Annotated in this window: 31 protein-coding genes, 1 tRNA gene and 1 pseudogene; 13 read left to right on the forward strand and 20 right to left on the reverse strand. The window is 63.9% G+C overall.

From position 1 onward, the window contains the following. Positions 1 to 47: 47 nt before the first annotated feature. Entirely contained in the window at positions 48 to 1,355 is a 1,308-nt protein-coding gene (gene urtA / locus OEJ37_RS12800) for an urea ABC transporter substrate-binding protein (protein ID WP_034182917.1), read from the reverse strand. A 287-nt stretch (positions 1,356 to 1,642) separates the two neighbouring features. Between urtA and OEJ37_RS12805 the strand changes: the two are divergent. Next, positions 1,643 to 1,991: pseudogene (locus OEJ37_RS12805) on the forward strand (aminotransferase class III-fold pyridoxal phosphate-dependent enzyme); the annotation flags it as partial. Between the two features lie 106 nt (positions 1,992 to 2,097). On the opposite strand, the gene OEJ37_RS12810 reads toward OEJ37_RS12805, so the two are convergent. From OEJ37_RS12810 to hemN, 4 genes are all read right to left on the reverse strand, one after another. Continuing rightward, positions 2,098 to 2,421, reverse strand: a complete 324-nt coding sequence (locus OEJ37_RS12810) for a rhodanese-like domain-containing protein (RefSeq protein ID WP_006488544.1) — start codon at positions 2,419 to 2,421, stop codon at positions 2,098 to 2,100. A gap of 14 nt (positions 2,422 to 2,435) precedes the next feature. Then, positions 2,436 to 3,092 carry a protein-L-isoaspartate O-methyltransferase family protein gene (locus OEJ37_RS12815; RefSeq protein WP_263344464.1) on the reverse strand — a complete coding sequence of 219 codons (657 nt, stop codon included), beginning with the start codon at positions 3,090 to 3,092 and terminating at the stop codon, positions 2,436 to 2,438. Positions 3,093 to 3,196: 104 nt separating this feature from the next. Beyond that, entirely contained in the window at positions 3,197 to 3,454 is a 258-nt protein-coding gene (locus tag OEJ37_RS12820; RefSeq protein ID WP_152864731.1) for a hypothetical protein, read from the reverse strand. A 119-nt stretch (positions 3,455 to 3,573) separates the two neighbouring features. Beyond that, positions 3,574 to 4,965, reverse strand: a complete 1,392-nt coding sequence (hemN, locus tag OEJ37_RS12825; protein WP_263344465.1) for an oxygen-independent coproporphyrinogen III oxidase — start codon at positions 4,963 to 4,965, stop codon at positions 3,574 to 3,576. Positions 4,966 to 5,137: 172 nt separating this feature from the next. On the opposite strand from hemN, the gene OEJ37_RS12830 reads away from it, so the two are divergent. The 3 genes from OEJ37_RS12830 to OEJ37_RS12840 all read left to right on the forward strand — a co-directional run bounded on the left by OEJ37_RS12830 (position 5,138) and on the right by OEJ37_RS12840 (position 7,088). Further along, on the forward strand, positions 5,138 to 5,455 hold the full coding sequence (locus OEJ37_RS12830) for a YkgJ family cysteine cluster protein (protein ID WP_065500557.1): 318 nt from the start codon (positions 5,138 to 5,140) through the stop codon (positions 5,453 to 5,455). A 144-nt stretch (positions 5,456 to 5,599) separates the two neighbouring features. Beyond that, a complete protein-coding gene (locus OEJ37_RS12835; protein WP_152864727.1) occupies positions 5,600 to 6,181 on the forward strand; it encodes a DUF1439 domain-containing protein in 582 nt (193 codons plus the stop codon). Positions 6,182 to 6,257: 76 nt separating this feature from the next. Further along, on the forward strand, positions 6,258 to 7,088 hold the full coding sequence (locus tag OEJ37_RS12840) for an undecaprenyl-diphosphate phosphatase (protein WP_175947558.1): 831 nt from the start codon (positions 6,258 to 6,260) through the stop codon (positions 7,086 to 7,088). 114 nt (positions 7,089 to 7,202) lie between these two features. Here the strand turns inward: OEJ37_RS12840 and trmB are convergent, their stop codons facing one another. The 3 genes from trmB to OEJ37_RS12855 form a co-directional block, all read right to left on the reverse strand. Next, entirely contained in the window at positions 7,203 to 7,970 is a 768-nt protein-coding gene (gene trmB / locus OEJ37_RS12845; RefSeq protein ID WP_263344466.1) for a tRNA (guanosine(46)-N7)-methyltransferase TrmB, read from the reverse strand. Between the two features lie 133 nt (positions 7,971 to 8,103). Further along, positions 8,104 to 8,178: transfer RNA gene (locus OEJ37_RS12850), tRNA-Gly, on the reverse strand. Between the two features lie 277 nt (positions 8,179 to 8,455). Further along, complete coding sequence (locus OEJ37_RS12855) at positions 8,456 to 8,773, reverse strand: hypothetical protein (protein ID WP_085503456.1); 318 nt, start codon at positions 8,771 to 8,773, stop codon at positions 8,456 to 8,458. Between the two features lie 363 nt (positions 8,774 to 9,136). Between OEJ37_RS12855 and OEJ37_RS12860 the strand changes: the two genes are divergently transcribed. Both OEJ37_RS12860 and OEJ37_RS12865 read left to right on the forward strand, forming a co-directional pair. Next, positions 9,137 to 10,291, forward strand: coding sequence for a PIN domain-containing protein (locus OEJ37_RS12860; protein ID WP_263344467.1), 1,155 nt, complete (start codon positions 9,137 to 9,139; stop codon positions 10,289 to 10,291). 237 nt (positions 10,292 to 10,528) lie between these two features. Next, on the forward strand, positions 10,529 to 10,666 hold the full coding sequence (locus OEJ37_RS12865; protein ID WP_263344468.1) for a hypothetical protein: 138 nt from the start codon (positions 10,529 to 10,531) through the stop codon (positions 10,664 to 10,666). Positions 10,667 to 10,675: 9 nt separating this feature from the next. On the opposite strand, the gene OEJ37_RS12870 is transcribed toward OEJ37_RS12865, so the two are convergent. From OEJ37_RS12870 to OEJ37_RS12890, 5 genes are all read right to left on the reverse strand, one after another. Continuing rightward, on the reverse strand, positions 10,676 to 11,317 hold the full coding sequence (locus tag OEJ37_RS12870; RefSeq protein ID WP_263344469.1) for a hypothetical protein: 642 nt from the start codon (positions 11,315 to 11,317) through the stop codon (positions 10,676 to 10,678). A 142-nt stretch (positions 11,318 to 11,459) separates the two neighbouring features. After that, complete coding sequence (locus OEJ37_RS12875; protein ID WP_263344470.1) at positions 11,460 to 12,113, reverse strand: hypothetical protein; 654 nt, start codon at positions 12,111 to 12,113, stop codon at positions 11,460 to 11,462. Between the two features lie 72 nt (positions 12,114 to 12,185). Continuing rightward, on the reverse strand, positions 12,186 to 13,097 hold the full coding sequence (locus OEJ37_RS12880) for a hypothetical protein (protein ID WP_129112190.1): 912 nt from the start codon (positions 13,095 to 13,097) through the stop codon (positions 12,186 to 12,188). Positions 13,098 to 13,117: 20 nt separating this feature from the next. Then, positions 13,118 to 13,849 carry an HNH endonuclease gene (locus OEJ37_RS12885; RefSeq protein WP_197689369.1) on the reverse strand — a complete coding sequence of 244 codons (732 nt, stop codon included), beginning with the start codon at positions 13,847 to 13,849 and terminating at the stop codon, positions 13,118 to 13,120. Positions 13,850 to 14,026: 177 nt separating this feature from the next. Next, a complete protein-coding gene (locus OEJ37_RS12890) occupies positions 14,027 to 14,341 on the reverse strand; it encodes a hypothetical protein (RefSeq protein ID WP_263344471.1) in 315 nt (104 codons plus the stop codon). 370 nt (positions 14,342 to 14,711) lie between these two features. On the opposite strand from OEJ37_RS12890, the gene OEJ37_RS12895 reads away from it, so the two are divergent. Continuing rightward, a complete protein-coding gene (locus OEJ37_RS12895) occupies positions 14,712 to 15,251 on the forward strand; it encodes a hypothetical protein (protein WP_263344472.1) in 540 nt (179 codons plus the stop codon). Positions 15,252 to 15,281: 30 nt separating this feature from the next. On the opposite strand, the gene OEJ37_RS12900 is transcribed toward OEJ37_RS12895, so the two are convergent. Together OEJ37_RS12900 and OEJ37_RS12905 are read right to left on the reverse strand one after the other, a co-directional pair. Next, complete coding sequence (locus OEJ37_RS12900; protein ID WP_263344473.1) at positions 15,282 to 15,881, reverse strand: hypothetical protein; 600 nt, start codon at positions 15,879 to 15,881, stop codon at positions 15,282 to 15,284. A gap of 208 nt (positions 15,882 to 16,089) precedes the next feature. Then, the gene (locus tag OEJ37_RS12905) at positions 16,090 to 16,443 is read right to left on the reverse strand and encodes a hypothetical protein (RefSeq protein WP_263344475.1); all 354 of its coding nucleotides are present in this window, start codon (positions 16,441 to 16,443) and stop codon (positions 16,090 to 16,092) included. On the opposite strand from OEJ37_RS12905, the gene OEJ37_RS12910 reads away from it, so the two are divergent. From OEJ37_RS12910 to OEJ37_RS12920, 3 genes are all read left to right on the forward strand, one after another. After that, positions 16,443 to 17,525, forward strand: coding sequence for an Imm71 family immunity protein (locus tag OEJ37_RS12910; RefSeq protein ID WP_263344476.1), 1,083 nt, complete (start codon positions 16,443 to 16,445; stop codon positions 17,523 to 17,525). The two genes, OEJ37_RS12905 and OEJ37_RS12910, sit on opposite strands and share 1 nt — an antisense overlap. Positions 17,526 to 17,710: 185 nt before the next feature. After that, on the forward strand, positions 17,711 to 18,055 hold the full coding sequence (locus OEJ37_RS12915) for a cupin domain-containing protein (protein WP_152864713.1): 345 nt from the start codon (positions 17,711 to 17,713) through the stop codon (positions 18,053 to 18,055). A 403-nt stretch (positions 18,056 to 18,458) separates the two neighbouring features. Next, positions 18,459 to 19,619 carry an enolase C-terminal domain-like protein gene (locus tag OEJ37_RS12920; RefSeq protein ID WP_174420087.1) on the forward strand — a complete coding sequence of 387 codons (1,161 nt, stop codon included), beginning with the start codon at positions 18,459 to 18,461 and terminating at the stop codon, positions 19,617 to 19,619. Here OEJ37_RS12920 and OEJ37_RS12925 read toward each other — a convergent pair. Continuing rightward, complete coding sequence (locus tag OEJ37_RS12925) at positions 19,605 to 19,748, reverse strand: hypothetical protein (RefSeq protein WP_263344477.1); 144 nt, start codon at positions 19,746 to 19,748, stop codon at positions 19,605 to 19,607. The genes OEJ37_RS12920 and OEJ37_RS12925 overlap by 15 nt on opposite strands. Beyond that, the gene (locus OEJ37_RS12930) at positions 19,732 to 20,661 is read right to left on the reverse strand and encodes a LysR substrate-binding domain-containing protein (RefSeq protein ID WP_263344478.1); all 930 of its coding nucleotides are present in this window, start codon (positions 20,659 to 20,661) and stop codon (positions 19,732 to 19,734) included. Before OEJ37_RS12930 ends, OEJ37_RS12925 begins: the two co-directional genes overlap by 17 nt. A 170-nt stretch (positions 20,662 to 20,831) precedes the next feature. Between OEJ37_RS12930 and OEJ37_RS12935 the strand changes: the two genes are divergently transcribed. The 3 genes from OEJ37_RS12935 to scpB all read left to right on the forward strand — a co-directional run bounded on the left by OEJ37_RS12935 (position 20,832) and on the right by scpB (position 24,245). Further along, the gene (locus OEJ37_RS12935) at positions 20,832 to 22,154 is read left to right on the forward strand and encodes an MFS transporter (RefSeq protein ID WP_175947553.1); all 1,323 of its coding nucleotides are present in this window, start codon (positions 20,832 to 20,834) and stop codon (positions 22,152 to 22,154) included. Between the two features lie 61 nt (positions 22,155 to 22,215). Further along, positions 22,216 to 23,439: a CaiB/BaiF CoA transferase family protein gene (locus tag OEJ37_RS12940; RefSeq protein WP_175947552.1), complete on the forward strand. Its 1,224-nt coding sequence runs from the start codon at positions 22,216 to 22,218 to the stop codon at positions 23,437 to 23,439. Further along, a complete protein-coding gene (gene scpB, locus OEJ37_RS12945; RefSeq protein WP_263344479.1) occupies positions 23,436 to 24,245 on the forward strand; it encodes a methylmalonyl-CoA decarboxylase in 810 nt (269 codons plus the stop codon). The genes OEJ37_RS12940 and scpB overlap by 4 nt, the downstream gene beginning before the upstream one ends. Positions 24,246 to 24,295: 50 nt before the next feature. On the opposite strand, the gene OEJ37_RS12950 is transcribed toward scpB, so the two are convergent. The 3 genes from OEJ37_RS12950 to OEJ37_RS12960 all read right to left on the reverse strand — a co-directional run bounded on the left by OEJ37_RS12950 (position 24,296) and on the right by OEJ37_RS12960 (position 26,358). Further along, complete coding sequence (locus OEJ37_RS12950; RefSeq protein ID WP_263344480.1) at positions 24,296 to 24,838, reverse strand: chromate transporter; 543 nt, start codon at positions 24,836 to 24,838, stop codon at positions 24,296 to 24,298. Then, positions 24,835 to 25,446, reverse strand: a complete 612-nt coding sequence (locus tag OEJ37_RS12955; protein WP_174420093.1) for a chromate transporter — start codon at positions 25,444 to 25,446, stop codon at positions 24,835 to 24,837. The genes OEJ37_RS12950 and OEJ37_RS12955 overlap by 4 nt, the downstream gene beginning before the upstream one ends. A 156-nt stretch (positions 25,447 to 25,602) precedes the next feature. Next, positions 25,603 to 26,358 carry a DeoR/GlpR family DNA-binding transcription regulator gene (locus OEJ37_RS12960; protein ID WP_263344481.1) on the reverse strand — a complete coding sequence of 252 codons (756 nt, stop codon included), beginning with the start codon at positions 26,356 to 26,358 and terminating at the stop codon, positions 25,603 to 25,605. Between the last annotated feature and the right edge of the window lie 18 nt (positions 26,359 to 26,376).

Below are 26,376 nucleotides of genomic sequence, written 5' to 3' on the forward strand. Positions count from 1 at the left end.
GGCATGCGAGCGGCACGTCACGCCGATGCGCGACGCGCCGCACCGCGTCAGGCCAGCGCCGCGCGCTGCCGGCGCAGGAACGCGGGGATCGACGAGACGATGTCCGGCTTGCCCTGGTTGCCCGCGATGAACGGGCTCCACGGCTGCGCGCGCACCGCGGTCTTCGTCTTCCACACGACGTTGAACTGCCCGTCGCCGCGGATCTCGCCGATCATCACCGGCTTGTGCAGGTGATGGTTGCCGTCCATCGCGAGCGTGAAGCCCGACGGCGCGGCGACGGTCTGGCCGATCATCGCGACGCGCACCTTGTCGACGTCGGTGCTCTTCGCCTTCTCGACGGCCTGCTTCCACATGTGGATGCCCACGTAGGTCGCTTCCATCGGGTCGTTGGTCACGCGCTTCGCGCCGCCCGGCAGGTTGTTCGCCTTCACCCATGCGGCGAACTGGTCCTTGAACTTCGTGTTGGTCGGGTTTTTCACCGACATGAAGTAGTTCCACGCGGCGAGGTGGCCGACGAGCGGCTTCGTGTCGATCCCGCGCAGTTCCTCCTCGCCGACCGAGAACGCGACGACCGGTACGTCGGTCGCCTTGATGCCCTGGTTGCCGAGCTCCTTGTAGAACGGCACGTTCGAGTCGCCGTTGATCGTCGAGATCACGGTCGTCTTGCCGCCCTGCGAGAAGGTCTTGATGTTCGCGACGATGGTCTGGTAATCGCTGTGGCCGAACGGCGTGTAGACCTCCTGAATGTCGGCGTCCTTCACGCCCTTCGATTTCAGGAACGCGCGCAGGATCTTGTTGGTCGTGCGCGGATACACGTAGTCGGTGCCGAGCAGGAAGAAGCGCTTCGCGCCGCCGCCTTCCGCGCTCATCAGGTACTCGACGGCCGGGATCGCCTGCTGGTTCGGCGCGGCACCCGTGTAGAACACGTTGCGCGACATTTCCTCGCCTTCGTACTGCACCGGGTAATAGAGCAGCCCGTTCAGTTCCTCGAACACCGGCAGCACGGACTTGCGCGACACCGACGTCCAGCAGCCGAACACGCACGCGACCTTGTCCTGCGTGAGCAACTGCCGCGCCTTCTCGGCGAACAGCGGCCAGTTCGACGCGGGATCGACCACCACGGGCTCGAGCTTGCGGCCCATCACGCCGCCGCTCTTGTTGATGTCGGCGATCGTCATCAGCGCGGTGTCCTTCAGCGACGTCTCCGAGATCGCCATCGTGCCCGACAGCGAGTGCAGGATGCCAACCTTGATCGGGCCGGTGCCCGCATCCGCCGCATGCGCGAACGGGCTCTTGCCCGCCAGCGCGAGCGCGCCGGCCATCGAACCGAACTTCAACAGACTGCGACGTTTCATCTGTTTCCCCTTGACGTGTTGGATGTGCGTGCGCCGTGGCGGCGCCGGCCATCGGGTAACGCAAGGCATGTGCCAGTCGCGCGGATGCACGCCCGGCGTGCCTGTGCGGCGCAGTGCCGGGCGTCGCGGCGGTGCGGATGACGCGTCGTGCAGCACGCGCGGTCCGTTGCGGTGCAGGTTCGCGGGCGCAAATGGTGCACGGATGTGATTCCCCGTTCCGGTGCCTGCACTCGCTGTTCGGGCCGCCGTGCGCCCTGTCTACGCACCGTACTGGCGCGGCCACGCGCGCGGCCGCCGCCGCGTGCGCGACGATCGACCTGTACGAGCGCGAGCAACTGTTCGCGCGCGCCGCGCAGATGGCGCCCGTGTTCGAGCGCGAGATCCACGAGCTGAAGGACGCGCGGCACGTGATCGACGTGCGCAATCCCGGCCTGGTCGGCGGCGTCGCGCTGAAGCCGCGCGACGGCAAGCCGGGCGCGCGCGTACGACGTGTTCGTCAGGTGCTATCAGAAGGAGAAGGGCGCGATGATCCGCGATACGGGCGACATCCTCGCGTTCTCGCCGTCGCTCGTCATCGACGACGCGCAGATGGCCGGGCTGTTCGCGATCGTCGCCGACGCGCAGAGGGAAACGGAGCAGGGCTGGAATGAGAAACGGGCGCGCAGTGCGCGCCCGTTCGGCGGATCGGTGCGGCCGGCGCGAACTTGCCGGCGCGGCGGCGCGCGATGCGCCGCCGGAGAGATCAGTAACGCGGCACGGACGGATCGACGTCGCGCGACCACGCGTCGATTCCGCCCTGCAGGTTGTACAGCTTCGTGAAGCCGCGCGATTCGAGGAACATCGCGACCTGGGCGCTGCGCATCCCGTGATGGCACACGCAGACGATTTCCGCTTCGTCGTCGAGCTCTTCGCTGCGCGCGGGGATCTGCTGCATCGGAATCGATACGCTGCCGGCGATCTGCGCGGTCGCGATTTCCCACGGCTCGCGCACGTCGAGCACGACCGGCGCGGGGCGCGCCGTATCGCCGAGCCATTCCGCGAGCATCGCGGGCGTCAGGATCTGCATGGAGGCTCCGCCGCTCAGAACTTGAAACGCGAGGGCTCGATCGCGTTGACGAGGTGGTCGATATAGGTTTCGAACACGTCGGCGACGCGATACTGCTTGTCGTCGATGCGCGTGATGATCTGCGCCTTCATCACCGGACGGCCGCCGACGAATGCCGACAGGCGGCCGCCGACCTTCAGCTGTTCGAGCATTTCCTGCGGCACGACGGGCAGGCCGCCCGCGACGCAGATCACGTCGTACGGCGCCTTGCCGGCCCAGCCGCGCGAACCGTCGCCGAGCACGACTTCCACGTTGGTCACGCCGTCGTTGCGGAGGTTGTCTTCCGCGAACTTCGCGATCGCCGGATCGATTTCGACGGCCGTCACGTGCTGCGCGCGGTGCGCGAACAGCGCGGCCAGGTAGCCCGAGCCCGCGCCGATCAGCAGCACGTTCTCGTGCTTCTTGACCGTCAGCTCCTGCAGCACGCGCGCTTCGACGCGCGGGAACAGCATCTTGCTGCGGCCGCCGGGCAGCGGCAGTTCGAGATCGGCGAACGCGAGATCGCGGTATTCGACCGGAACGTAGTTTTCACGCTTGACGATCGACAGCAGGCCCAGGACGTCCAGATCCAGCACGTCCCACGGCCGGATCTGCTGTTCGATCATGTTGAAACGCGCGTTTTCGATATTCATGGTGTGGTCATGCAGCCTGGTCGGCCATCAGCGGGGGTAGATAAACCCCGCGATTGTACCAAACAGGGCGGAGGTCAAGCCTTCAGGCGGCCTGCAACAGACCTTTATCCTTTGCTCTTCTTGATCTGTGCCTCGAATGCGAGGTCGAGCTTGCTCGCCTTGCGCGGCTTTTTGGGGCCGAATTCGTCGACGAACTTGACGAACTCGTCGAGCGGCAGCGGCTCGCAGCACTTCTCGGCGGTGCCGCCCGAGCGGTCGACGAGATAGAACAGGCCGCCCGCCATCGCGACGGCCGCGAATTGCGGGTTGCCGGAGCGGGTCTTCAGGCGTTCGACCGCGTAGGTCGCTTTGGTGGTGCGCATCGTGGGGGTTCTGGCGGAGCGGAAGCCCCACACTGTATCAAACCGGCCGGGCCGCGTGCGGCCGCCGGTTTGCCGGCGGCAACGCACGTTCGCAAGCCCCTTATCGGCGGGAACTGGCCCTAGACCGTGCGCGAGTAGCGTTGCCGCGGCGCGTGGCCGAGATACGCGTCGAACGCCATCGCTATGTTGCGCACGACCATCCGGCCGGCCGGATGGATCGTCAGGCGGTCGCCCGCGATCGTCAGCAGCCCGTCGCGCTCGAACGGGCGCAGCGCGTCGAGCTCGCGCGCGAAATGATCGGCGAAGCGGATGCCGTGCGCGGCCTCGACGTGCGAGAACGGCAGTTCGAGGTTGCACATCAGTTGCGTGATCACGTCGCGGCGCAGCCGGTCGTCGGGCGTGAGCCGCACGCCGCGCGCGATCGGCAGTCGGCCCGCGTCGAGCGCGGCGCCGTACGCGGGCAGATCCTTCGCGTTCTGCGCGTAGACGTCGCCGACCTTGCCGATCGACGACACGCCGAAGCCGACGAGGTCGGTATCCGCGCGCGTGCTGTAGCCCTGGAAATTGCGCTGCAGCGTGCCGTTGCGCTGCGCGCGCACGAGCTCGTCGGACGGCCGCGCGAAGTGGTCCATCCCGATGTACACGTAGCCGGCCGACGTCAGCATGTCGATCGCGAGGCCGAGCAGCGCGATGCGCGTTTCGGGTGGCGGCAGCGTCGCATCGTCGATCTGCCGCTGCATCTTGAACAGGTGCGGCATGTGCGCGTAGCCGAACACCGACAGCCGGTCGGGCGCGAGTTCGATGATCGTCTCGAGCGTGCGCGCGAACACGGCGACCGTCTGGTGCGGCAGCCCGTAGATCAGGTCGACGCTGACCGAATGGAAGCCCGTCGCGCGCGCGGCGCCGAGCAGGTCGGCCGTCATCGCGAGCGGCTGGATGCGGTTGATCGCCTGCTGCACGACCGGATCGAAATCCTGCACGCCGAGGCTCAGCCGGTTGAAGCCGATCGTGCGCAGGTGCACGAGCGTCGCGGGCGTGACCGTGCGCGGGTCGATCTCGATCGAGAACTCGGCGTCGGCGTCCGGTGCGAGCGCGAAGTGCTCGCGGGTGGCCGCCATCAGCTCGGCCGTTTCGTCGTCGGAAAGAAAGGTCGGCGTGCCGCCGCCCCAGTGCAGCTGCGTGACCGGGCGCGACGGATCGAACAGCGCGGCCTGCAGCGCCATTTCGCGCTTGAGCTGGTCGAGATACGGGCGCGCGCGGCGGCGATTGTTGGTCGCGATCTTGTTGCAGCCGCAGTAGAAGCACGCGGTGTTGCAGAACGGGATGTGGAAATACAGCGACAGGTCGCTCGACGACGCGCCGGGGTCGCCGGCCGCGCGCACGTAGTCGGCCGGATCGAAATCGTCGCGAAACTGCAGCGCGGTAGGGTACGACGTATAGCGCGGCCCGTTCGCGCCGTATTTCGTGAGCAAATCGGGACGGAACATTATGTCGGCAGAACCGGAGCTCATGATGGTCTCGCGCTTTTCAGATGCTTTCGAGTATATAAACGCGCGATTCGGCTGCATTGCGTAATAACGTCGCAGCCGGCGATGGCACAATGCGGGGTGGGCTGCCGGACACCGCGTCCGGTTGTCGCACCGTTTTTTGTTGTTCGTTCGAGAGAGCCGAGTGTCCGTCGAAATGCCTGTCCGCCCGGCGCCCGCCGATGTCCCGCCGCCGCATGCGTGCCGCGAGGGCTGCGGCGCGTGCTGCATCGCGCCGTCGATTTCCAGCCCCATTCCGGGCATGCCCGACGGCAAGCCGGCCGGCGTGCGCTGCGTGCAGCTCGGCGACGACCTGCGCTGCCGGATCTTCGGCCGGCCCGAGCGGCCCGCGTGCTGTTCGGGGCTGCAACCGTCCGCCGACATGTGCGGCGCATCGCGCGACGATGCGCTCGCGTGGCTCACGCGCCTCGAGGCCGCGACGCAGCCGTCGCCGCGTGGCGGCATGGGGCGGTAGCGGGTTGCCGACCACGTTCGGGACGAATGCGACGCATGGAACCCGCCGCGCGGGTTGAAGCACTAACTCCGGTCGTTTGCCCGGCATGGGCGCAGCGCCGATAGCCCGATCGCCGCTGCGCCGGATACAGGAGATTGATCAAGCATGACCGCACCTCGCGCGCCCGGCCGGCGCCGTTTTCTCGCCGCAACCGTCGGCGCCATCGGCGTGTGTGTATCGCTCGCCGCCTGCGCATCGACGTTCCCGTTCATCCCCGATCACTACACGTTCTCGCGCGGCGACGTGCAGAAAGCCGTCGCGCGCAAGTTCCCGTACCAGAAGACGGTCGCGCAGGTCGTCGACGTGTCGCTCGCGAACCCGGCCGTCAACCTGCTGCCCGACCAGAACCGCGTCGCCGTGCAACTCGACGCGAATTTCGCGAGCCCGTTCCTGCGCGCGCCCGTCAGCGGCAAGTTCACCGTGTCGGGCCAGCTCGCGTACGACGCGCCGAGCCGCTCGGTCGTGCTGAAGGCGCCGTCCGTCGACAGCCTCGTGCTCGACGGCGACGCGCAGATGTACGGGCAACAGGTCGGCGCTGCCGCCGGCCTGCTCGCGACGCAGTTGCTGACCAACTATCCGATCTACACGTTCAAGCCCGAACAGCTGCAATTTGCCGGGGTGAACTACGAACCCGGTACAATTACGATTCTTACAAACGGCATACGCGTGGCGATCGTCGAAAAATGACGACGAACCCGCGCGGCCGAGCGGGCCGCGCGGCAACCTGGCCCTTCCTTTCGACCATTTCGGAGTTGGGCCACGGATGGACTGGATCCTGATCTGCAAGGCATTGATCCTCGGCGTCGTCGAGGGGCTGACGGAATTCCTGCCGGTGTCGAGCACCGGTCACCTGATCGTCGCGGGCAGCTTCCTGAATTTCAACGATTCGCACGCGAAAACCTTCGACGTCGTGATCCAGTTCGGCGCGATCCTCGCGGTCTGCTGGGAGTACCGGCAACGGATCGCGTCCATCGTCTCCGGGCTGCCGAGCCGGCCCGACGCGCGGCGCTTCACGCTGAACGTCGTGATCGCGACGATTCCCGCGATCGCGCTCGGCCTCCTGTTCGAGAAGAAAATCAAGGCCGTGCTGTTTTCGCCGGTGCCCGTCGCGTTCGCGCTCGTCGTGGGCGGCGCGATCATCCTGTGGGCGGAGGCGCGGCAGCGCGAGCGCGGCGAGCCGCCGCGCGTGATGTCGGTCGACGCGCTGACGCCGCTCGATGCGCTGAAGGTCGGCATCGCGCAGTGCTTCGCACTGGTGCCCGGCATGTCGCGGTCGGGTTCGACGATCATCGGCGGGATGCTGTTCGGCCTCGACCGGCGCGTCGCCACCGAATTCTCATTCTTCCTCGCGATTCCGATCATCTTCGGCGCGACGCTCTACGAAACCGTCAAGGACTGGCAGGCGTTCACGGTCGATTCGCTCGGGCTGTTCGCACTCGGGCTCGTCGCGGCGTTCGTCAGCGCGTTCGTGTGCGTGCGCTGGTTGCTGCGCTACGTCGCGACGCACGATTTCACGGTATTCGCGTGGTACCGGATCGCGTTCGGGCTGTTCGTGCTGCTGGTTGGGTACAGCGGCTGGCTGAACTGGGCGTGATGCGGGCGCCGGTGTCCGGCGCGCTTCCATAAGCAAACGGCCCGATCGGCAAATGCCGGTCGGGCCGTTTTGTCGTCCGGGGCGGTGCGACGTGCGCCGCCTCGGCGGAAGGGTTCAGCCTGCGCGCTTGCGGAACACCAGGTCCCACACGCCGTGGCCGAGCCGCAGCCCGCGCCGTTCGAACTTAGTCACCGGGCGATAGTCGGGGCGCGGCGCATAGTCGGCGGCCGTGTTTTCGAGCGTCGGTTCCGCGCCGAGCACTTCCAGCATCTGTTCCGCGTAGTTCTGCCAGTCGGTCGCGCAGTGAATGTACGCACCGGGCTTCAGGCGCGACGCGAGATGCGCGACGAGCGGCGGCTGGATCAGCCGGCGCTTGTGGTGGCGCGCCTTGTGCCACGGATCGGGGAAGAAGATGTGCACGCCGTCGAGGCTTTCCGGCGCGAGCATGTGCTCGAGCACTTCGACCGCGTCGTGCTGGATGATGCGGATGTTCGGCAGGCCCTGCTCGCCGATCAGCTTCAGCAGCGCGCCGACGCCCGGCTCATGCACTTCGACGCCGAGGAAGTCGTCGCCGGGGCGGTTCGCGGCGATTTCCGCGGTCGATGCGCCCATCCCGAAGCCGATCTCGAGGATGCGCGGCGCGCTGCGGCCGAACACCGCATTCCAGTCGGGCATCTCCGGCGCATACGGGACCACGAAGCGCGGGCCGAGCTCGTCGAGCGCGCGGCGCTGGCCGGTCGACACGCGGCCGGCGCGCGTGACGAAGCTGCGGATGCGGCGGTGGTGCAGCGGATTGACTTCGTCGGCGCCGTCGGCGGCTTCGTCGGGAATGGCGTCGTCATGCGGCGGCAGGCCGGCTTCGTTCGGATCGTCGTGCATCATCGGTACAGAGAAAGGCTTTGTTGCGGGCGAAGGCCCGTTGTGCGCAGCAGTGCGCCGGGGGAACCGGCACATGGTACAAAAAAGCCGCCTTCGACGAGGCGGCTTTTGCGCAGGCTGCGATGCAGCCGGAAAGTGGAGCGGGCGATGGGAATCGAACCCACGTCATCAGCTTGGGAAGCTGAGGTAATGGCCATTATACGACGCCCGCAGAACGCGCAATTCTACAGGGGTTTCGGTGGGGATGGCAAGCGGGCGGATTTGAGCAGTGGCAGCGAAACTGGCATGGCTCGCTGGCGGAGCGGTGGCATCGCTGCCGACGGTTGTCAGGCATCTCGGAATGCTGTTACGCGGCGGCACCGAGCCGCCATCCGCCGGACGAATCCATGTTACACGTCCGGCAGCAAGAAAACGATCCTAGTGTCGCAGCCGGGATTCGCCGGTCGTCTCAGTCGGGTGCAAGCGCTTTGGCTGATGATCGCGGCTCTTCAGAGGACACCACGCCCGGCAAGAAAACTTGCCTGCTGATTGGCGAAGGCCTGGAAGCCCGGGTAGCTGGTGTACAGCAGATCAATGAACCTTAACTCGGATCTCAGATTGGCGACAGCGGCGTTCCAAGCGACCTGATCCCCTAGCTGCGTATTAAGGGTGGTGCTGATCCCATCGAGCACCTTCCTTATAGCATTGTCGACGTGGGTGGGGATCGGCCGGTTCCTGTTCCGCCAGATGAGAAAGTCGCGTCTTACTTGGAACAGTGCCTGAGCATCGACTGCGGCGAACGGCATCGCCTCAGGGGGCAAAAACATCTCAAACTCCTAATGCACCGCACGCACGGCCAGCAGTGTGGCGCTCGACTAGGGAAACATCAAGACAGGCTAGTGCGGTCTGCGCAAGAATTGCATCGGGGCGGCCCCCTCGGCCTCCGCGCGAAAAATCGTGAGTATGCCGCATCGCTACCCTCGTTGTAGGTCTGTCGTGTCATCGTAGCGGAGTTGCCGCATTGCTGGTGGCTGCGCGCGCATCGCCGTCTCTCGTCGTAACGGGCGGCATTGACCGATTCTGAACCGCAAGAATCGGCCACGAGGAAAACCACCACTCTGTTATCGCGAAGGCATTAGAGTGTCCGTGGACGTGTGCAACAATTGTCATACAACTCATACCTCAACTCCATGGACGACGAAATCCGCGGATTTATCCAAAACGGCGAGATCGGCGCGCTTGCGCTGGACACTTCCACGCTGCGGGCGGCAGGTTATGCGTTTGAGCGAGGTCTGTTAGAGCAGGTAGCTCATCTCCGGGCGCACGGGATAACAGTGCTGCTCCCGAACATCGTTATGCACGAGACGCGCGCACATCTTCTCAAAGAAGCAACCCTCGCCGTTGGTAAGCTGCGAGGTGCTGTTGACGATTTGGAGCGAAAGTCCCTCATCTACCCTGCTGCTCTGGCTACGCTGATATCGGCCTCAGACGCGGCATATGTCGAAGCGCAAGAACGCCCCGTCCAGCGGCTGAAGGAATGGATCGCCAAGGCAGGAATATCGGTAGTTGACGCTGGCGATTTTGCTCTGGTTGAAGATCTGATCGCGCTCTACGTTGCTGGCGATCCGCCGTTTACCGTAGAAGGTAAGAAGAAGTCCGAGTTTCCTGACGCACTCGCGCTATTGGCGCTCAAGGGTTGGGCGGAAAACAATAGCACTCGCGTACTTGCTGTATCCGGCGACGATGACTGGAAACGGTTTGGCGAGTCTTCCAGCGAGGTCTATGTAGTACAAGACCTGGGGGCTGCGCTTTCCGCGTTTCAGACACCCAATGCCGCGAATGTTTGCCGTGCGCTGTTCATGTCCGTTGAAGATGGCGATCCGTACGGGCTTGAAGCGAAGCTACTAAAAGCGCTTGATAACGGCCGTGACCGACTCCGGCTTCGACTTGAGTTAGGTGAGACACCATATGCTGAGACAATTGACTCTTTCTCGATCGAGTTCAGCGGAGTCGAGCTTCCTGAGTTTGACCATAGCTCAGACGAATTTAAGCCGGTTAGCCACGACAGCGCCGCCGGAAAGACAGTGGTTGAGATTACTGCGTGGGCGTCGGCGGTCATTTCGTGGCAGCTAAGTCTCTCATCATGGGACAAAGCCAAGCGCCAGAGCGTCGCGGTCGGCGGTGGTACTTATCGCGATGAGCAACAGTTTGAATTCAAAGCGCTGGTTACGGTCGCTAAGAGATCCGGGGATTTGAAAATCACGCGAGTAGAAGTTGAGCCGACGACCGTAGACTCTTTCCTAGACGACGTTACTCCCCAGTGGTACGGCGATGCATCGGCTTAGTGCGCTGCCATGCCATGTGTGATTGCCGGTCGCGCTGCATACAGGATGCCAAAACTAGTCGCAAAGTAGGGACAAGCGGTCGGCTCCATTCGACCATTCGCCAGGAGCGGCTGTTTGTAGGCACGAAACGGTCATACGTTAGCTAGATTAGGAACGGCGGTTACGGGTTGCGTCGGTCGCGAGGCTTCAGCGGCTCCCGCCGTTGTGCGTTGAGGACACTGCCGGGATAGTCGTCGCATGAACGACATCCAACACCACAACGATTTCCCGCCGCTGACCATCGAACGGATTGGCGATTTGGCCGACGCGGTCCATCAGGATCGCGGCAGCGAGCTTTCTGCCGCCAAGTTTGCGAAAAGCTGCCGGGCCTACTGAGCCAGCGGCTTATCCGGTTTGCTGTGCGAATACGTTGGGGAATTCATCTCCGCATAGCGCAAAAAGTGCGTCGTAGATTTCGCGATCTTGCTCTGGGCTGTCGGAATGGGTGCAGAGTGAAAGGTAGATGTTCTTCTGTTCGTGCACGCCGAAGATTAGCCACTCCCCGGTGAGTTTCCGCTTTGTTGCGCGTTGCCTGTAACCTTCCATCACGAACTCGTGTACCAGCCGACCTTGCCAACCGACGCGCGAGGGGGCTTGTTCTTCTTCTGCTGCAACCCGTGCACACAATTTTTCGAATTTGTCGCTCTTGGAGCTGAACATACTCCATTCATTGAGGATATTGTGGACCAGGAATCGGGCATCAAAAAAATGGACCTTCCACAGCCCGCGCAAGGCGTCGCCTTTGAACTGCCGAGGCTTCGCGGTCATAGACGGAAGAGGATTGCGACCTTCAAGGTGCTGAATGACGTCCGTGACAGCAAATGTGTTGATAGTTCGATGCTTCCACGCGCTGGTCAACTGGGCAAGCAAGAACCTGCTCAATCGCGACGTGTCGATGCCGTAGAGTCCCGCGTTCGATGCCATGAACGACTTTATGTCGTCATCGGATATCCCGAAACCGGCCATGATGCTTGGATCGAGACACACAGATTTCCTTTCCTGACGAGCGAGCCGAACAACGTGCTGCTGTCCCGGTCGGTGGGCGCCTTGCGGTGCTCGTACATTCGGCCTTGGACCGTCGCTGGCTGGCGCGGCGAGATCAGAGGTGGATCGCTGACAAGCTCGACCACTATTTCGGCGTTGGCTCATGAAAAGTAGCAGTTGCAGCGTCGAAGTCCACAAGGCGTGCCAGTCGCAAAAGAATAGGAGAGGGGCCTAAGAGGTCTCCCCCACCGGCAGTTGCCTGGATGCTGAAAAATCCGGTTCGTCTCATCCCGTCCGCGACGGCGCGGAATTCCGCGTGATCTTCGAAGACGTCTGGAATAAGTGCGCTCTGCGATTGGACGGTAGCGGCCCGCATTCGTTCTATTGGGTCATCCTTTTGCTCAATAGCCTCATTCCGATGCCGAAGAATGCAGCCCGTCAAAAGAATCTCATCCCGGCGCAACGGTGTAAGAACATCCGCGTAATAGAGAAATTCGTCCGCCTTGATAAGACCCAGCCGTGCTTGTCCGCAGAACACTTCTGCGAGCAATCGCAGATTAACGCGTGCGGCCCCTTCTTGTGCCGCACGTAGGTAGCGGTAAACAATGGCGACCGACTCCTCCGCGTCACTTTCGCTAAACCGGATGTCACCCCGTGAAATGGCGGTTAGCATGATCTCCCGAGCATCGTCGGCACGCTTCTGAAAAAGTGCCTTCAATGCTTCACCGGCCATCGCGCCGCCGGGTAAGGAGAGCAAGCCGAAGACATCACAAACGACTGCGGGCAAACTACCAAGCATGGAAGCCTCCCTCGATACGCACTTTTTGAGATGTCGGTGTCACTTCGATCTTCTCCCAGTATCAAAAAACGGTCACCGCGCCCAACCGATCTCGCGATAGATTTTCCCAAGCAGCGCTAGCGCGCATTCGGCGTCGCTTTCCGATGGGGCGTCGTTGCCTCGTTTTAGCCTCTCCGCTGCCTTTCCTTGTGCATGCAAACGCGCGATGATCCGGATGGCGTTGCCCAGCACAAATCGTCGTTCTTCTCGCGGTGCGTTGGGCGAGTCAACGACATCAGCAAGGACCGCAAGGTCCCTTCCCAGGGAATTGCTTCCCGCGTTCGTATGGGCGAGGTGCGCGGTGATAGCGGCAGTCGCGGCTTCGCGGCAGCGGTCGATCACGCTTTCGGCACTGTCGCGAAAAGCGGAGCTTGCTGCTTTTTCGTAATGTTCCATCGCGAGTGCGACATGCTCATTCTTCGCGAGAGGTTCGATTTCGGGTAGGATTCCGAGGCTGGCCCTCGTACGCACCGTGATAAGGTCTTCTCCTGTAATCAGACGCTCTATGTCCAGCACAGTATAGGCTGCAACGCGCGGTCCCGAACCGAGCACGAGAACTGCTTCTCGACGTTTGGCAAGTAGTTGGTCGGGCGCTGACCAGGGCTGGAACGAGTAGAGTTGCTTAACCAGAAATCCGCGAACGTCCGTGCCGCCTGATACCGACGCATACGCAGGATGACGTTGCACGTGCCAAGTGGCCGGCTGCACATCGGCCCATCGTGTGTATAGGCGACCCCGACGAATGCGAGCGACCGGATCGAACGAATCCTCACGGAAGAGCATGGCCGCCGATGTCAATGCGTCGTCGCTCAATGGCTTGTTCCGATCGATATGTGGACCGATATAAGTTGCGATAGAAATGAACGGTGCCGGCCATATCGCGTGTCCCCATAGCGAATACGATCCTTCGTAAACCAGATGCGAATCAAACTCGATACCCAGCATCTATACCCCTCGGTCGTGCGTTAGAGATCGCCTTCCGCCCAGCGGCCGGCCATTTGTCGCTGGTATGAAACGATCTTTTCCCTATACGCTGTGGCTCGTTCTGATTCTGGTCGAGGAAGCAACCGGAACAAGCTGTATTCGTAGTGAGGATCAAGCCCATTGTGACAGGTATGGCAGAGCGTAATCAGATTGTTTGCTTCGGTCACACCGCCGATAGCCCACGGGCGAATATGATGGACGTGAAGCTCTATATCGGTGTGGTCGTTCGGACTTCTTCCACATACGCGACATCGGTACCGATCGCGCTTGATGATCTCCATGCGCAGCTTTGGCGTGGGCGCTCGTTGCATTGCGGACGACGGGAGACATGCTGGTGAGGCGAAACCGAATTCCCCAACGCGAACTACCGGGCTGGCCTCTAGCCACTCGGGAATCGTGGAGTTGGCCAGCTCCTTTTCGACGACCGCATGTCCGCCGAACCAGAGAAAAACCCCCAGGTCTTCCTGCGTGCCCACCACTAATCCGGGCTCGCCGATTGTGCGCCAACTATTCAACATACGGTCAGCATGGACTAGCGATGCCGCCCTCAACTCAATCCGCCGACTTTCGTCAGCGTATCCAGTAAAGTGGCTGAAAGCGGAACACTCTGGCTGTCCGCTTTGACCGAGCAGTACGGTCAAGGCGTAGTAATGCTTGCCCGGATCTGGTTCGGATTGCATCATCGACATGATCCGATCTTCGATATCGCTCATTGGCGCTTTCTTGCTTATATATAACTTGTTCGGAGGTCCTATTCCATCGATGTTATCCGAGATAGTCGCCGCAGAGACGACATCGGACATGACAACGATTTTTGCTGTTAGCTACCGACGAGATGAGCGATGATAAGCTTACCCGCACCCCCGGACGGTATCGCAAATTCCATATGGCTACTCGTAAGTCGGCAGCGCCCTCAGTGCGGTGCTGGCAGCACCGTCGTCGCCGAAGCTCTCTAGATATTCGTGCTGTCCCGGCTTCACTCGAACCTTATCCGTGTGTCGGTAGGAGCCGGGACCGTCAGGCACGATGACGAACACGTCGTCACCGCCGACGATCAGGTTCGCAACCTCGTGATAGGCCAGTGCTCGACCCTCATCTAATCCGATGCTACCGTCGTCGTTCTTGCTGAACCGATGAATCTTCGCTTCGGCCACTTCACCGACCGCCGCGTCCAGCTTAATCATCGAGATACCGTAGATGCTCATCGTTGCCCCCGAACCGCGAAAGGAAGTCCACCCCGTTCGGGGAGTATAGCGAAGGCAGTCTGGCAACGAGCGCGCTTCGTTGTTAACCGCCTATCGCCTTCCCGATGGTTCGTCAGAAACGACTGTTCTCGACCTTTGCGGAGTCCCATTTACCAAGGCGGGCAGCTGTTACGAGCCTGCCGACCGTGATAGGAATGCGATCGAGGGCCTTTCGCCGCTTTCGCGACAGAGCCGCGACGAGCATGAGCAGAAGGCCTTGCTCCTCGTGGCTACACATTCATCGTAGATAGGGTCTTGTAATGCTTGGGGGCTTTTCGGTACAGCTACCGCAGCTCCATTCGACGGGCAGTCAACAACCTTGAGAGGAATCATGTCAAGAGAACTCTTCGCAGCCGACATAGACGCAAAGCTTGAACAATTCCATTGGGCTTTCGACCGTAGGGCTGATCTTTTGATGGCGGTTCTTCGCGGGCACATGATGGTCGAAGAACGGCTGCACGATATCATCTCTGCGGGTGTCGCGAACTACGTCAGGCCTACTATCGAGAACGACATCTTCAGTTTCGGTACTGCGGCAAAGCTTGCGCGTGCAATCGTGGGCACCGCTGCCGATGCCAATTTTTGGAAGGGCATTACATCCTTGAACTCCCTTCGCAATGCTCTCGGACACCGGGACCAGCCCGTGCGCCTCGATACGCTCCTGACTAAGTTCTTCGAAGATACCGAGCTGGCGGCCGCTCATCTATTCAAGGGACGGGACATTACGTATAGGCATGCAGGTGAAACCGAGGAAACCACCGCTGTTGCCATGCGATTGCGCTGCATGGCGCTGTGGGCCATCCTCGGAGTCCATGCAGACAATCTCGCGAGAGACTTGGACGCTGCACTGATGTCCCGACGACCAAGATGAAGACGCTTTCCCGCCGTCAGTGGCGACAGCTTAGTCGCCTGACACGCGTTGAACAACCTCATTCATCGAGTAGTGCACGAACTGTTTGCCCAGTTCGGTGAGCACGTATTGCTTGCTGCTATCGAACGCAGATTCGACGGTGCCACTGGCTGGGACAGACGGCTTACGCACCGTCTGCTTGCGCAGGAACTGTCCGTCAGCGTTGGTGTCGCGTGCTTGCCGAATCACCCCGCCAGTACTGAGATCGCGGATCAGTCGTTTGTACAGGTCTGCTTCCGCAGAATCCTCTCGAACCAGATCGCCGTAGACCGCGGTCCAGATGTTAAACCGGGTCGCGCCCGGGTTCTTAAAGATTTCGCGAATGACTGCAAGATGTGATTCGTGATAGCTGTCCAGCCAGTCGATGAAGAGACGAACTACGTCGTCGGAGCATAACCGCGTACCAGCAGCGTTCGTCACGAGGTTTGCAACGTATCGGCGCTTTTCCTCGGTGTCGGCCTTGTCCCACGCGCGGAAAGCCTTGCGGACGACGTCGAGATATTCTTCGCTCGCCAGGCGTTCATCGATTTCCTCGCCGATCGCTTCAAATCGACGCCCGATTTCCTGCATGGTCGCACTCAGCGTTTCCATCTTGGCCTGATGCTGTTCCAGCCATTGAGTCTGAAGAGTCGATGTTCGCAAGCCGGATTCTTCGGCCTTGACGCTAGCTAGCGCGCTGATGAATCCGCCGACCCAAGGAATACTGCCGAGTGCCGCCAGAGCGAATTTCTCGAGAATTCGTCGTTTCGTGCTCGGATTCAGTTTTTCGAGCTCGGTTCGGATCTGGTCAACGGCTGAATCAGTTGCCCTTGCTCCACGCCCATTCCCGATAGAGGTCGGTGAAGACCGAGCCGATCTTCTTGAAATCACCGTTGTACGTCTGCTTGCAGTAGGCGAAGTCCTTGTCGATCTGCGGACATTTCTGTGCCAGAGCCGTCAGCAAGCTCCGTCCAATGCTCCTGTGGCAGAGAGGATAAAAACGTAGGTCAAGGCGCAGCGGACGAATTGGACCGACTTGAGGCTGCCCGATCAAGCAGAAGCTCGGGCACTCTTCCTGGCAGAGCGCGAACGATCGGCCAAGATCAGACAGGAAGGTTATGCGCGGCGAGCCCTCGCCGATGTCGGAAAACAATCGACGGAAGAACAGAACCAATGATGCTGAATACTCTGACCACGACTCCTGAGCAGGAGCTGGATGCACGCGCCAAAGCGTTTTACCTGCTCAAGAAATGGACAAGCGTTACGTTCCTGGATCATGCAGTTAGTCTGTTCAGGGATTTCCTTCACGCGTACGCCAAGCAATTGGACACGCCGAGCCCAAATCAGGAGGAATTGGAGGCAGCGTATGTCAGCGATTTCCTGAATGCGTTGGTGAGGATGGGTCAAGGTATTGAGACATTGCGACAAGGTGCCGACAAGCGATCGGCTTACGACGCGCTCATAACGGGTAGCGAGAAGGGGGGCGAGCTGTTGTTCGGGCGGAGTGCGCACGAGGTCGGTCGAACATATGACCCGTTTTTCCACGCGCTTGGCGTGAGGGATACGAGATTTTCGGATTTCGAATATGCAACGGGGTATGCGGAAGGGGCGTGGATTGAAGAGTTGAGTTGTCAGGCGCTCAAGTGCACTGTCGGGCTCGATTTTTCCGAATACCTTACCTATGGCAAGCGCCCCAATGGCGGTACTCGTGTCTTCAAGCATTGGACGTACGAATCGTTGTTTCAAGATCCGCTATTTCCTGCGTGGCGGTATTGGCCACCCGGTCGCAGCTATCCTGCAGAACTCCCCCCCTGTCCGCCCAAGAATGAATCAGGGGCCGGCGAGGTTTACAGCGATCAAGAGATTCCTGTCGAGGGTATCTGGGAGCCATGGTTTCCGGCTGGCAAGGTTGGATGTCCGAGTTACTTCCTTAAAGGCAGTATCGCCCACAAGTACCTGTTGGAAGGTACGAATGACGAACATGTTGTGCGCTGGCGGCTGCTGTGGGAAGACAAGCGTTACCGGGATGGCAGCATTCCGGCGGAGGAGGAAATTTACTTCCCCAAGCCTGTCGCACAACCCAGGCTCCGTGTCCTGCCCGGGGAGCCTTGTCCGCGCGCCGGTTATTGGCAAAGCCCGGCCGTGAAAGATTCGGTTTATGTCGAAGCCGGAGCACCCATGCCGGGACCTCAGCGCACGGCGTGGGGGATGGTCATTTGGCATTATGGAGATACTCAACCGGACTCTCATACGTGACCTCGCGCGGCTTGAATCCGCAAACAGCGGGGCCATTCCGCCCGGGCCAGCGGGCAACGAGCTGGCAGCGCGCTTGCTGGCGAGTCGGTGTCGAAAATAGACGAGTCGGCGTCGGAAGCACGCAAGCCCCGGTAACGCTTCCGAACTAACGTGACGGATCACTTACCCGATCGTTTGGAGCTGAGATGTCCGATTTCATCACCGTTTTGCGCGAAACCTGCCCGACTCCGGTCCTTGACGCGACCAAGTGGAAGCGCATCGGCGGCGATCCGCACACCGTGAACCTCAACGCTTACGTCTCCAAGGACGGCAGCAAGATCATGGGCACCTGGATCTGCACCCCGGGCAAGTTCGAGGTGAACTACGAGAAATGGGAGTACTGCCACTTCCTCGACGGCTACTGCATCATCACGCCGGAGGGCGAGGAGTCTGTGCACCTGAAAGCCGGCGATGTGTTCGTGATCGAACCCGGCATGAAAGGGACCTGGGAAGTGGTGGAGACGGTGCGCAAGTACTTCGTCTTCGCCTGAGCGGGCCTGTAGATTCGATCACGCATATATCGTCGTCGCCGGTACCTTCCCGGTTCGCGGCCTCTGTCATCGCGGCCCTTGCATGTTGCAAGGGCCCATACACATTAAGAACAAGACGACGCTCGCAGAACGCGTGGTTTTACATGGAATCACGCCGGAATGGCAACGGTGCGATTCGGGCCAGTTGAACGGCTGTCGTGTCCGCGCTGTCGGTCCCCGGCATCTTCGCCGTGATCCAGGCCGACTTCTCGGCGATCGTGCAGGCGTGGCGGCGCGATCGTCCATACCGGTAACGAATGCCTGCGCCCGGCCGCGCCAGCGCCTATGATGCAGCGGTCTGCTTATCGTTCCGGCCGCACCGCTTGAACCATCGCATGCGCCGGTCGCCCACCGGAACCCGACCATGCGCATCACCGCCATCCGCGAGCAACCGATCCCTGTCTCTCGTTATGCCGACCCGTCCATTCCCTCCGGCGGCCTGACGACGAGTGTCGTCGCGGTCGTCACCGACGTCGTGCGCGACGGCCGCCCCGTAACGGGCTACGGCTACGCATCGGTCGGCCGTTTCGCGCAGGGCGGCTTGATCCGCGAACGGTTCGCGCCGCGCCTGCTGGCCGCGGCCGACGCGCTCGCCGACGAAGCCGGCACCAACCTCGACCCGTTCCGCGCATGGCGCGCGATGATGGCTGGCGAAAAACCCGGCGGACACGGCGAACGCTGCGTCGCGGTCGGCACGCTCGACATGGCGATCTGGGATGCCGCCGCGAAAATCGCCGACCTGCCGCTCCATCGCTTTCTCGCCGACCAGCTTGCACGCACGGCCGCATCACGCGTGCGCGTGTACGCGGGCGGCGGCTACCGCTATCCGCATGACGATCTCGCGCGCCTGTCGGACGAGATGCGCCGCATCGCCGATCTCGGCTACACGCACGCGAAGATCAAGATCGGCGGCGCGGATCTCGACCAGGACAGACGCCGCATCGAAGCCGCCGCTGCCCAACTCGCCGACAGTTCGCATCTCGCGGTCGATGCGATGAACACATACGACGCGACGACCGTGCAAGCCGCCGCGGCGATGCTCGCGCCGTTCGACCTCTGGTGGTTCGAAGACATCTGCGACCCGCTCGATCTGCCGCTCCAGGCTGACCTTTCCGCGCGATACGCGCCGCCAATCGCAGCCGGTGAAGCACTGTTCTCACTCGCGGAAGCAAAGCTGCTCGACCGCTACGGCGGCCTGCGCAGCGACCGCGACGTGCTCGTGTTCGATCCGGTGCATTGCTACGGGCTGCCGGGCTATCTGCAGATCGTCGACCACTTCGTGTCGCGCGGTTGGCGGCGCGACGCGTTCTGGCCGCACGGCGGCCACCTGTTTTCGCTGCACGTCGTTGCGGCGCTCGGGCTCGGCGGCGCGGAAGTCAATCCGTTCGCGTTCCATCCGTTCAGCGGACTGGCCGATGGCGAAACCGTCGACGCGGGCTACGCACGCGTACCGCAAGCACCCGGCATCGGCTTCGAACTGCATGCCGACGGGCACAACGCGTTTCGCAAGCTATCGGGCCGCTGACGCCTGAAGCGCATCGATCGCGAAACGCACCGCGAAGCCGAGCATCATCACCGCGACGAAGAAATCGAGCACGCGAGCGAACCACGCGTGGCACGCGCTCGCGCCGCGCCGGTCACGCGCGGCCGGCATCGCCGGCCGCCCACTCCGGTCGCCGCCCGAGCGTGTCGAACAACCGCACGATCTCGGCCTTCACCTTCTGCACCGCATTGCTGACGAGCGCCGTATCGTGCCAGCACAGCGACAGGTCGCGCGCGAACAGCCGGTGCGCGACCGTCGACAGCTTGAGCTTGCGTTCCTCGATCTCGACGTGCGCGGCCGTCCACGGCAGGATCGTCACGCCGAGCTGCGCCATCACGGCCGCGAACAGCAGCCCGGTCGAGCTCGCCTCGAAGCTGATCTCGTACGACAGCCCGGCCTCGCGCATCGCCCAGTCGACGCGGTTGCGGATCGTGTTCGGCGCGCTCGGCAGCACGAGCGGCATCCGCGCGATCGTATCGAGCGGCACGGGATCGTCCGGCACCGGAAACCCGGGCCACGTGATCAGGTACAGCGTTTCCGTCAGCAGCCGGTGGATCGCGATGCCGCGCGTGTCGACCGCGTCGACGACGATCGCGAGATCGAGCCGCGCGCGTTCGAGCAGCGTGTCGAGATCGGCGCTCGGCGCCTCGATCAGTTCCAGCATGATGCCCGGATAGCGGTCGCGCACCGCGCGTGCGAGCGGAATCGCCAGCACGCGCGCGGTGCTCGACGGCATGCCGACCGTCACGCGGCCCTGCGGCGTATCGGCGTCGCGGCGCAGCAGCTCGCGCGTGCCGTCGGCCTGGCGCAGCAGCTCGAGCGCATGCTGGTACAGCGTACGGCCGGCGGCGGTCGGCGCGACGCCGCGCACGCTCCGTTCGAGCAACTGCATCCCGAGATCCTGTTCGAGATTGCGCATCTGCTGGCTCACCGCGGGCTGCGCGACATGCAGCGCCTCGCTCGCATGCGTGACGTTGCCGCATTCGACGACCTTCACGAAATAGCGCAACTGTCTCAAGTCCATCGCCACCGTCTCCCGATTCAAGCCATAAGCCAATCCGATCGATCAAGATGAATATCATATTTTTCGGCGATCGATGGCGTTTCTATACTCGTCTCACAAAAGAGCCAGCCCGTCGGCCATCCCGGACCGGACGCGGCAACAGCGCCGGCCCCGCCGGCAAGGAGACGAAGATGTTGAAGGCGATCGACGCGCCGGCGGCCGGCGCGAAGCCGCGGCGCACGCCGCTCACGCGCGAGCAGGTCAAGGGCTTCTGGGCCGTGTACGCGGGCTGGGTGCTCGACGGCGTGGATTCGGTGATCTACGCGCTCGTGCTGATTCCCGCACTGACCGAACTGCTGCCGGCATCCGGCATCGCGGCGACACCCGCGAATCTCGGGATGTACGGCTCGATCCTGTTCGCGCTGTTCCTGATCGGCTGGGGGCTGTCGTTCGTCTGGGGGCCGCTCGCCGACCGCTTCGGCCGCGTGCGCACGCTCGCCGCGAGCATCCTGATCTATTCGGTGTTCACCGGCGCGGCCGCGTTCGTGCACGACGTGTGGGCGCTGGCCGCGTGCCGGCTGATCGCCGGGATCGGCGTCGGCGGCGAATGGGCGCTCGCGGGCACCTACGTCGCCGAGAGCTGGCCGGAGGACCGCCGCAAGATGGGCGCCGGCTACCTGCAGACGGGCTACTACTTCGGCTTCTTCATCGCGGCCTGCCTGAACTACACGATCGGTGCGACCTACGGCTGGCGCGCGATGTTTCTGTGCGGGCTCGCTCCCGCGCTGCTCGCGGTGTTCACCGTGATGCGCGTGAAGGAGCCGGGGCAGTGGCGCCGGCACGACGCGCGCGACGGCGACGTGGCCGACGCGCGGCGCGCGCATCCGCTGCGCGAGATTTTCGCGCCGGCGTTCCTGCGCCGCACGCTGACGAGCGCGAGCCTCGTCGGCGTCGCGATCGTCGGGCTGTGGGCCGGCTCGGTCTACGAGGCGAGCGCGGTCAGCACGCTGGCGGCGCGCGCGGGCATCGATCACGTCGGTACGCTGCGGCTTGCATCGGTCGGCGCGGCGATCCTGTCGTGCGCGACGATCGCCGGCTGTCTGGTCGCGCCGTGGCTGTCGGAGCGGCTCGGCCGCCGCGCGGCGCTCGGCGTGTATTTCGCGGGCATGGCCGGTGCGATCGTGTTCGCGTTCGGCTGGGCGTTCTACCAGCCGAACGGGCTCACGGCGTTCATGGTGTCGCTCGCGTTCCTCGGTTTCTTCGGCGGCAATTTCGCGATCTTCTCGCTGTGGCTGCCCGAGCAGTATCCGACGCGCGTGCGGGCGACCGCGTTCGCGTTCAACGCGTCGGTTGGCCGCTTCATCGGCGCGGGCGTGAACTTCCTGCTCGGCGCCGCGATTCACGGCTACGGTTCGCTCGGCGTGCCGGTCGCATGGACCGCGGCCGTGTTCGTGCTCGGCATCCTGATCCTGCCGTTCGCGATTGAAACGCGCCACCAGACGCTGCCCGAATGAGCGGCGCGCCGCGATCGTACGGAAGCACGCAACATCCCGTCATCAATATCAGGAGTCCGGAATGCAGGCATTACAAGGAATCAGGGTCGTCGATCTGAGTCGCGCGCTGTCGGGGCCGTTCTGTTCGATGGTGCTCGCCGATCTCGGCGCCGACGTGGTCAAGGTCGAGTCGGGGCCGAACGGCGACATGAGCCGCGCGTGGGGGCCGTTCGATCGCGGCGTGAGCACGTACTACCTGTCCTGCAACCGCAACAAGCGCGGCATCTGCGTGGATTTCCGGCAGCCGGCCGGCCTCGATGTCGTGCGGGGGCTGATCGCGCAGGCCGACGTCGTGATCGAGAATTTCAAGGCCGGCACGATGGAGGCGATGGGACTCGGCTATGCCGCGCTGAGCGCGCGCGATCCGCGGCTCGTGATGGGCAGCGTCACCGCGTTCGGCCCGCGCGGCCCGTTGCGCGACTGGCCGGGCTTCGACCAGATCGCGCAGGGCTATGCGGGGCTGATGAGCCTCACCGGCTTCCCGGACGGCGAGCCGACCCGCACGGGCACCGCGATCGGCGATCTCAGCTCGGGGATGTGGGTCGCGACCGGCGTGACGGCCGCGCTGTTCGAACGCGAGCGCACGGGGCGCGGGCAGCATGTCGGCACGTCGCTGCTCGAAAGCCTCGTCGCGCTGCTGAGCGTGCACGGGCAACGCTACCTGAGCCTTGGCGACGTGCCGCGCCGCACCGGCAATGCGCATGCGGTGATCGCGCCGTACGGCGTGTTCGAGACGGCCGACGGGCCGCTCAACCTTGCGCCGATCACGACCGACATGTGGCTGCGGCTGTGCCGGTTGCTGGACCTGCCCGAGTTGCCGAACGATCCACGCTTTGCGACCAACGATGCGCGCGTCGAGCACCGCGACGCGCTGAAGGCGCTGCTCGAAAGCCGGCTGCGCACGCGCGGCAAGCGCGAATGGACGCAGCGTTTCGTCGAGGCCGGACTGCCGGCCGGGCCGATCAATACGCTTGACGAAGTGTTCGACGATCAGCAGCTCGCGCACTGCGGGCTGGTCGAACCGGTCGCGCATCCGACGCTCGGGACGCTGCGCCAGGTCGTCACGCCGCTCGGCGGGATGGGCGACGATGTGCCGGCGCCGCGCACGCGCCATGCGCCGCCGCTGCTCGGCGAGCATACGGTCGACGTGCTGCGCGAAGCGGGCTACGGCGACGACGCGATCGACGCGCTGCTGGCCGAGCGCGCGATCTTCCAGGCGGAAGCGGTAGCGGAGGCGGTGCAATGAGCGACAACATGAAACATGACACCGAATCGAACGTGACGGTCGACATGGTCGGCGAGCGAATCGCGCGCGTGCGGTTCGCGAATCCGGCGCGACGGCATGCGCTCGATGCACCGTTGCTCGATGCGCTCGTCGCGCGCCTCGATGCGCTTGCCGAGCTGGGTCCACCGCCCGTCGTGATCCTGTCGAACGACGGCAGCGGCGACGTTTGGAGCGCGGGGCACGACCTGCGCGAACTGGCCGACGACCGCGATCCGCTCGCATACGGCAAGCCGCTCGAACGGGCGCTGCGGCGCGTGCGGACCTATCCGGGCGCGGTGATCGCGGCGGTGGCGGGGTCGGTGTGGGGCGGGGCGGTCGATCTCGTGATGAGCTGCGACCTCGTCGTCGCGGCACGCGACGCGCGCTTCGCGATGACGCCCGCGAACATCGGCCTGCCGTATTCGACGAGCGGCCTGCTGCGCTTCTACGACAACCTGCCGATTCACGTGCTGAAGGAGATGTTCTTCTGCGCGCAGCCGCTCGATGCGGAGCGCGCCGCGCATCACGGGCTCGTGAACCGGCTGGCCGACGCGGGCGGCGTCGACGAGGCGGCGCTCGACGTCGCACGCACGATTGCCGCGAAGGCGCCGCTTGCGGTGCACGCCGTGAAGGAGCAACTGCGCGTGCTGCAGGACTCACGGCCGTTGCCGGTCGATGCGTTCGAGCGGATTGCCGAACTGCGCCGGCATGCGTGCGAAGGCGCGGATTTCGACGAAGGGCTGCGTGCGTTTGCGGAGCGGCGCGCGCCGGTGTTTCGCGGCGTCTAGGCGTTCAGGTGTTCGCGTGGCGCGGCGTTGAGGTGCGACGGCGGTATGCGCTACGCGCCGCCGATCGCGTGCACGCCGACGAGCAACAGCGCGCCCGCCGCGATCAGCAGCAGCGCGTGAATGCGCGAAACCATCACGCACAGCGTCGATGCGACCGCGATCGCGCGTGCTGGCCAGCCGCCGTCGAGCGCCTGCAGCAGCACCCACACCGACGCGACGATCATGCCGGCCGCCACCGGACGCAGGCCGGCTTCGAGCGCGATCTGCCAGCGCGCGCCCTGGTGCCGCCGCCACAGGTGCGCGACGCCGTAGATCAGGAACGCGGTCGGGCCGAACAGCGCGAGCGTCGCGATCACCGCGCCCCAGAAGCCGGCGACCTGCCAGCCGATCAGCGTCGCCAGCAGCGAGCCGGGGCCCGGCGCCATCCGCGCGATCGCGAAGTCGTTCACGAACTGCGTGGCGGTCATCCAGTGATGCATGTCGACGACCTGACGCTGGAGGTCGGCGATGATCGTCTGTCCGCCGCCGATCGTCGCGATCGACAGCGGCGCGAACACGCCGAACAGCGCGGCGTAGCGTTGCGACGCGGTCATGGCTTGTCGCTCCCGGCGGGCGTGGTGGCCGCGCGGCGGTATTCGAGCGCGACGCTCAGCGTGCCGCCGATCAGCACGGTCCATACGAGCGGCCAGTGCAGCACCGCAACCGACATGAAGGTGAGCGTCATCACCGCGAACGGCAAAGCGCGGCGCGGCAGCCGGCGCACGGCCGTGATCGCCATCGAGATCGACAGCCCGATCGCCGCGGCCGCCGCGCCGGCGAGCGCGACATGCGTGAGCGGGAAGCGCGTGAGGGTCGAGAACGCGACGCCGAACAGCACGATCAGCACGGCCGGCGGCGCGATGATGCCGGTGAAGCCGGCCACCGCGCCGCGCCATCCGGCGAGCCGGTAGCCGATCCAGATCGCGAGGTTCTTCACGTTGACGCCCGGCAGCGCCTGCGACAGCGCGAGGCCGTTGAGGAACGCCTCTTCGTCGAGCCAGCGCCGCTCGTGCACGAAGTCGCGCATCATCCGCCCGCTGAGCCCGCCGCCGAAGCTGGTCAGGCCGATCTGCGCGAACGCGACGAACAGCGCGAGGACGCCGGGCGGCGGCGCATCACCCGCGGATGGTGCAGGCGGAATCGTGGCGGAGGGCGAGGGCATCGTGCGTGCGGCGCGTGGCGATTGGGCGGGCGCCCATGTTAGCAAGCGGCGCCTGTCAGCACGCTGACATCGACGCGGCGTTGGCATGTCGAAAATCCGCAACCGATTCGATGAGCACGATCCGGTGCGTACCGGCACGGGCGCGAGCCGGCGCCGCTATGCGCGCACGACCGTCACGCCCGCGGCCTCGATCGGCTTCGTCAGCGCGGCTTCCGTTTCCTTCTCGACCACGACGGTCTGCGCGAGCGTGATGTCGCCGATCACGAACTGCGACGCCGCGCGCAGTTTCGACTGCGACGCGAGCACGACCGTCTCGGCCGCGCGTTCGGCCAGCGCGCGCTTGATCGCCGCTTCCTCGAAATCGCCGGTGCTCAGACCCGCGACCGGATGCACGCCCGTGACGCCCATGAAATACAGATCGGCATGGATGCGCGCGATGCCTTCCATCGCCGCGGCGCCGACCGCGACGATCGAATGCTTGTAGAGCCGCCCGCCGATCAGGATCACGTCGATCGACGGATGCGCGGCCAGCGCGACGGCGACGCTCGGGCTGTGCGTGACGATCGTCGCGCGCAGGTCGGCCGGCAACTGGCTGACGAGCAGCGCCGACGTCGTGCCACCGTCGACGATCGCCACTTGCCCGGGCGCGATCATCTCCGCGGCCCGTCTTGCGATGCGCCGCTTCTCCGCCGTTTCGAGCACCTCGCGCTGCGCGAACGGCGCGACGGCCGGCGACGCCGGCAGCGCGCCGCCATGCACGCGCTGCAGCAGGCCTTCGGCCGCCAGCTCGCGCAGGTCGCGGCGGATCGTGTCTTCGGACACGCCGAATTGCGCGCTCAATTCGACCGCCAGCACCTGGCCGTCGCGTGCGAGCGCGTCGAGAATCGCTTTCTTGCGTTGCGTCGTCAGCATCGTGTTTGCACGAAATAT

This window comes from Burkholderia sp. BKH01 (assembly GCF_025685725.1).
In the GTDB taxonomy this organism is placed as follows: domain Bacteria; phylum Pseudomonadota; class Gammaproteobacteria; order Burkholderiales; family Burkholderiaceae; genus Burkholderia; species Burkholderia pyrrocinia_C.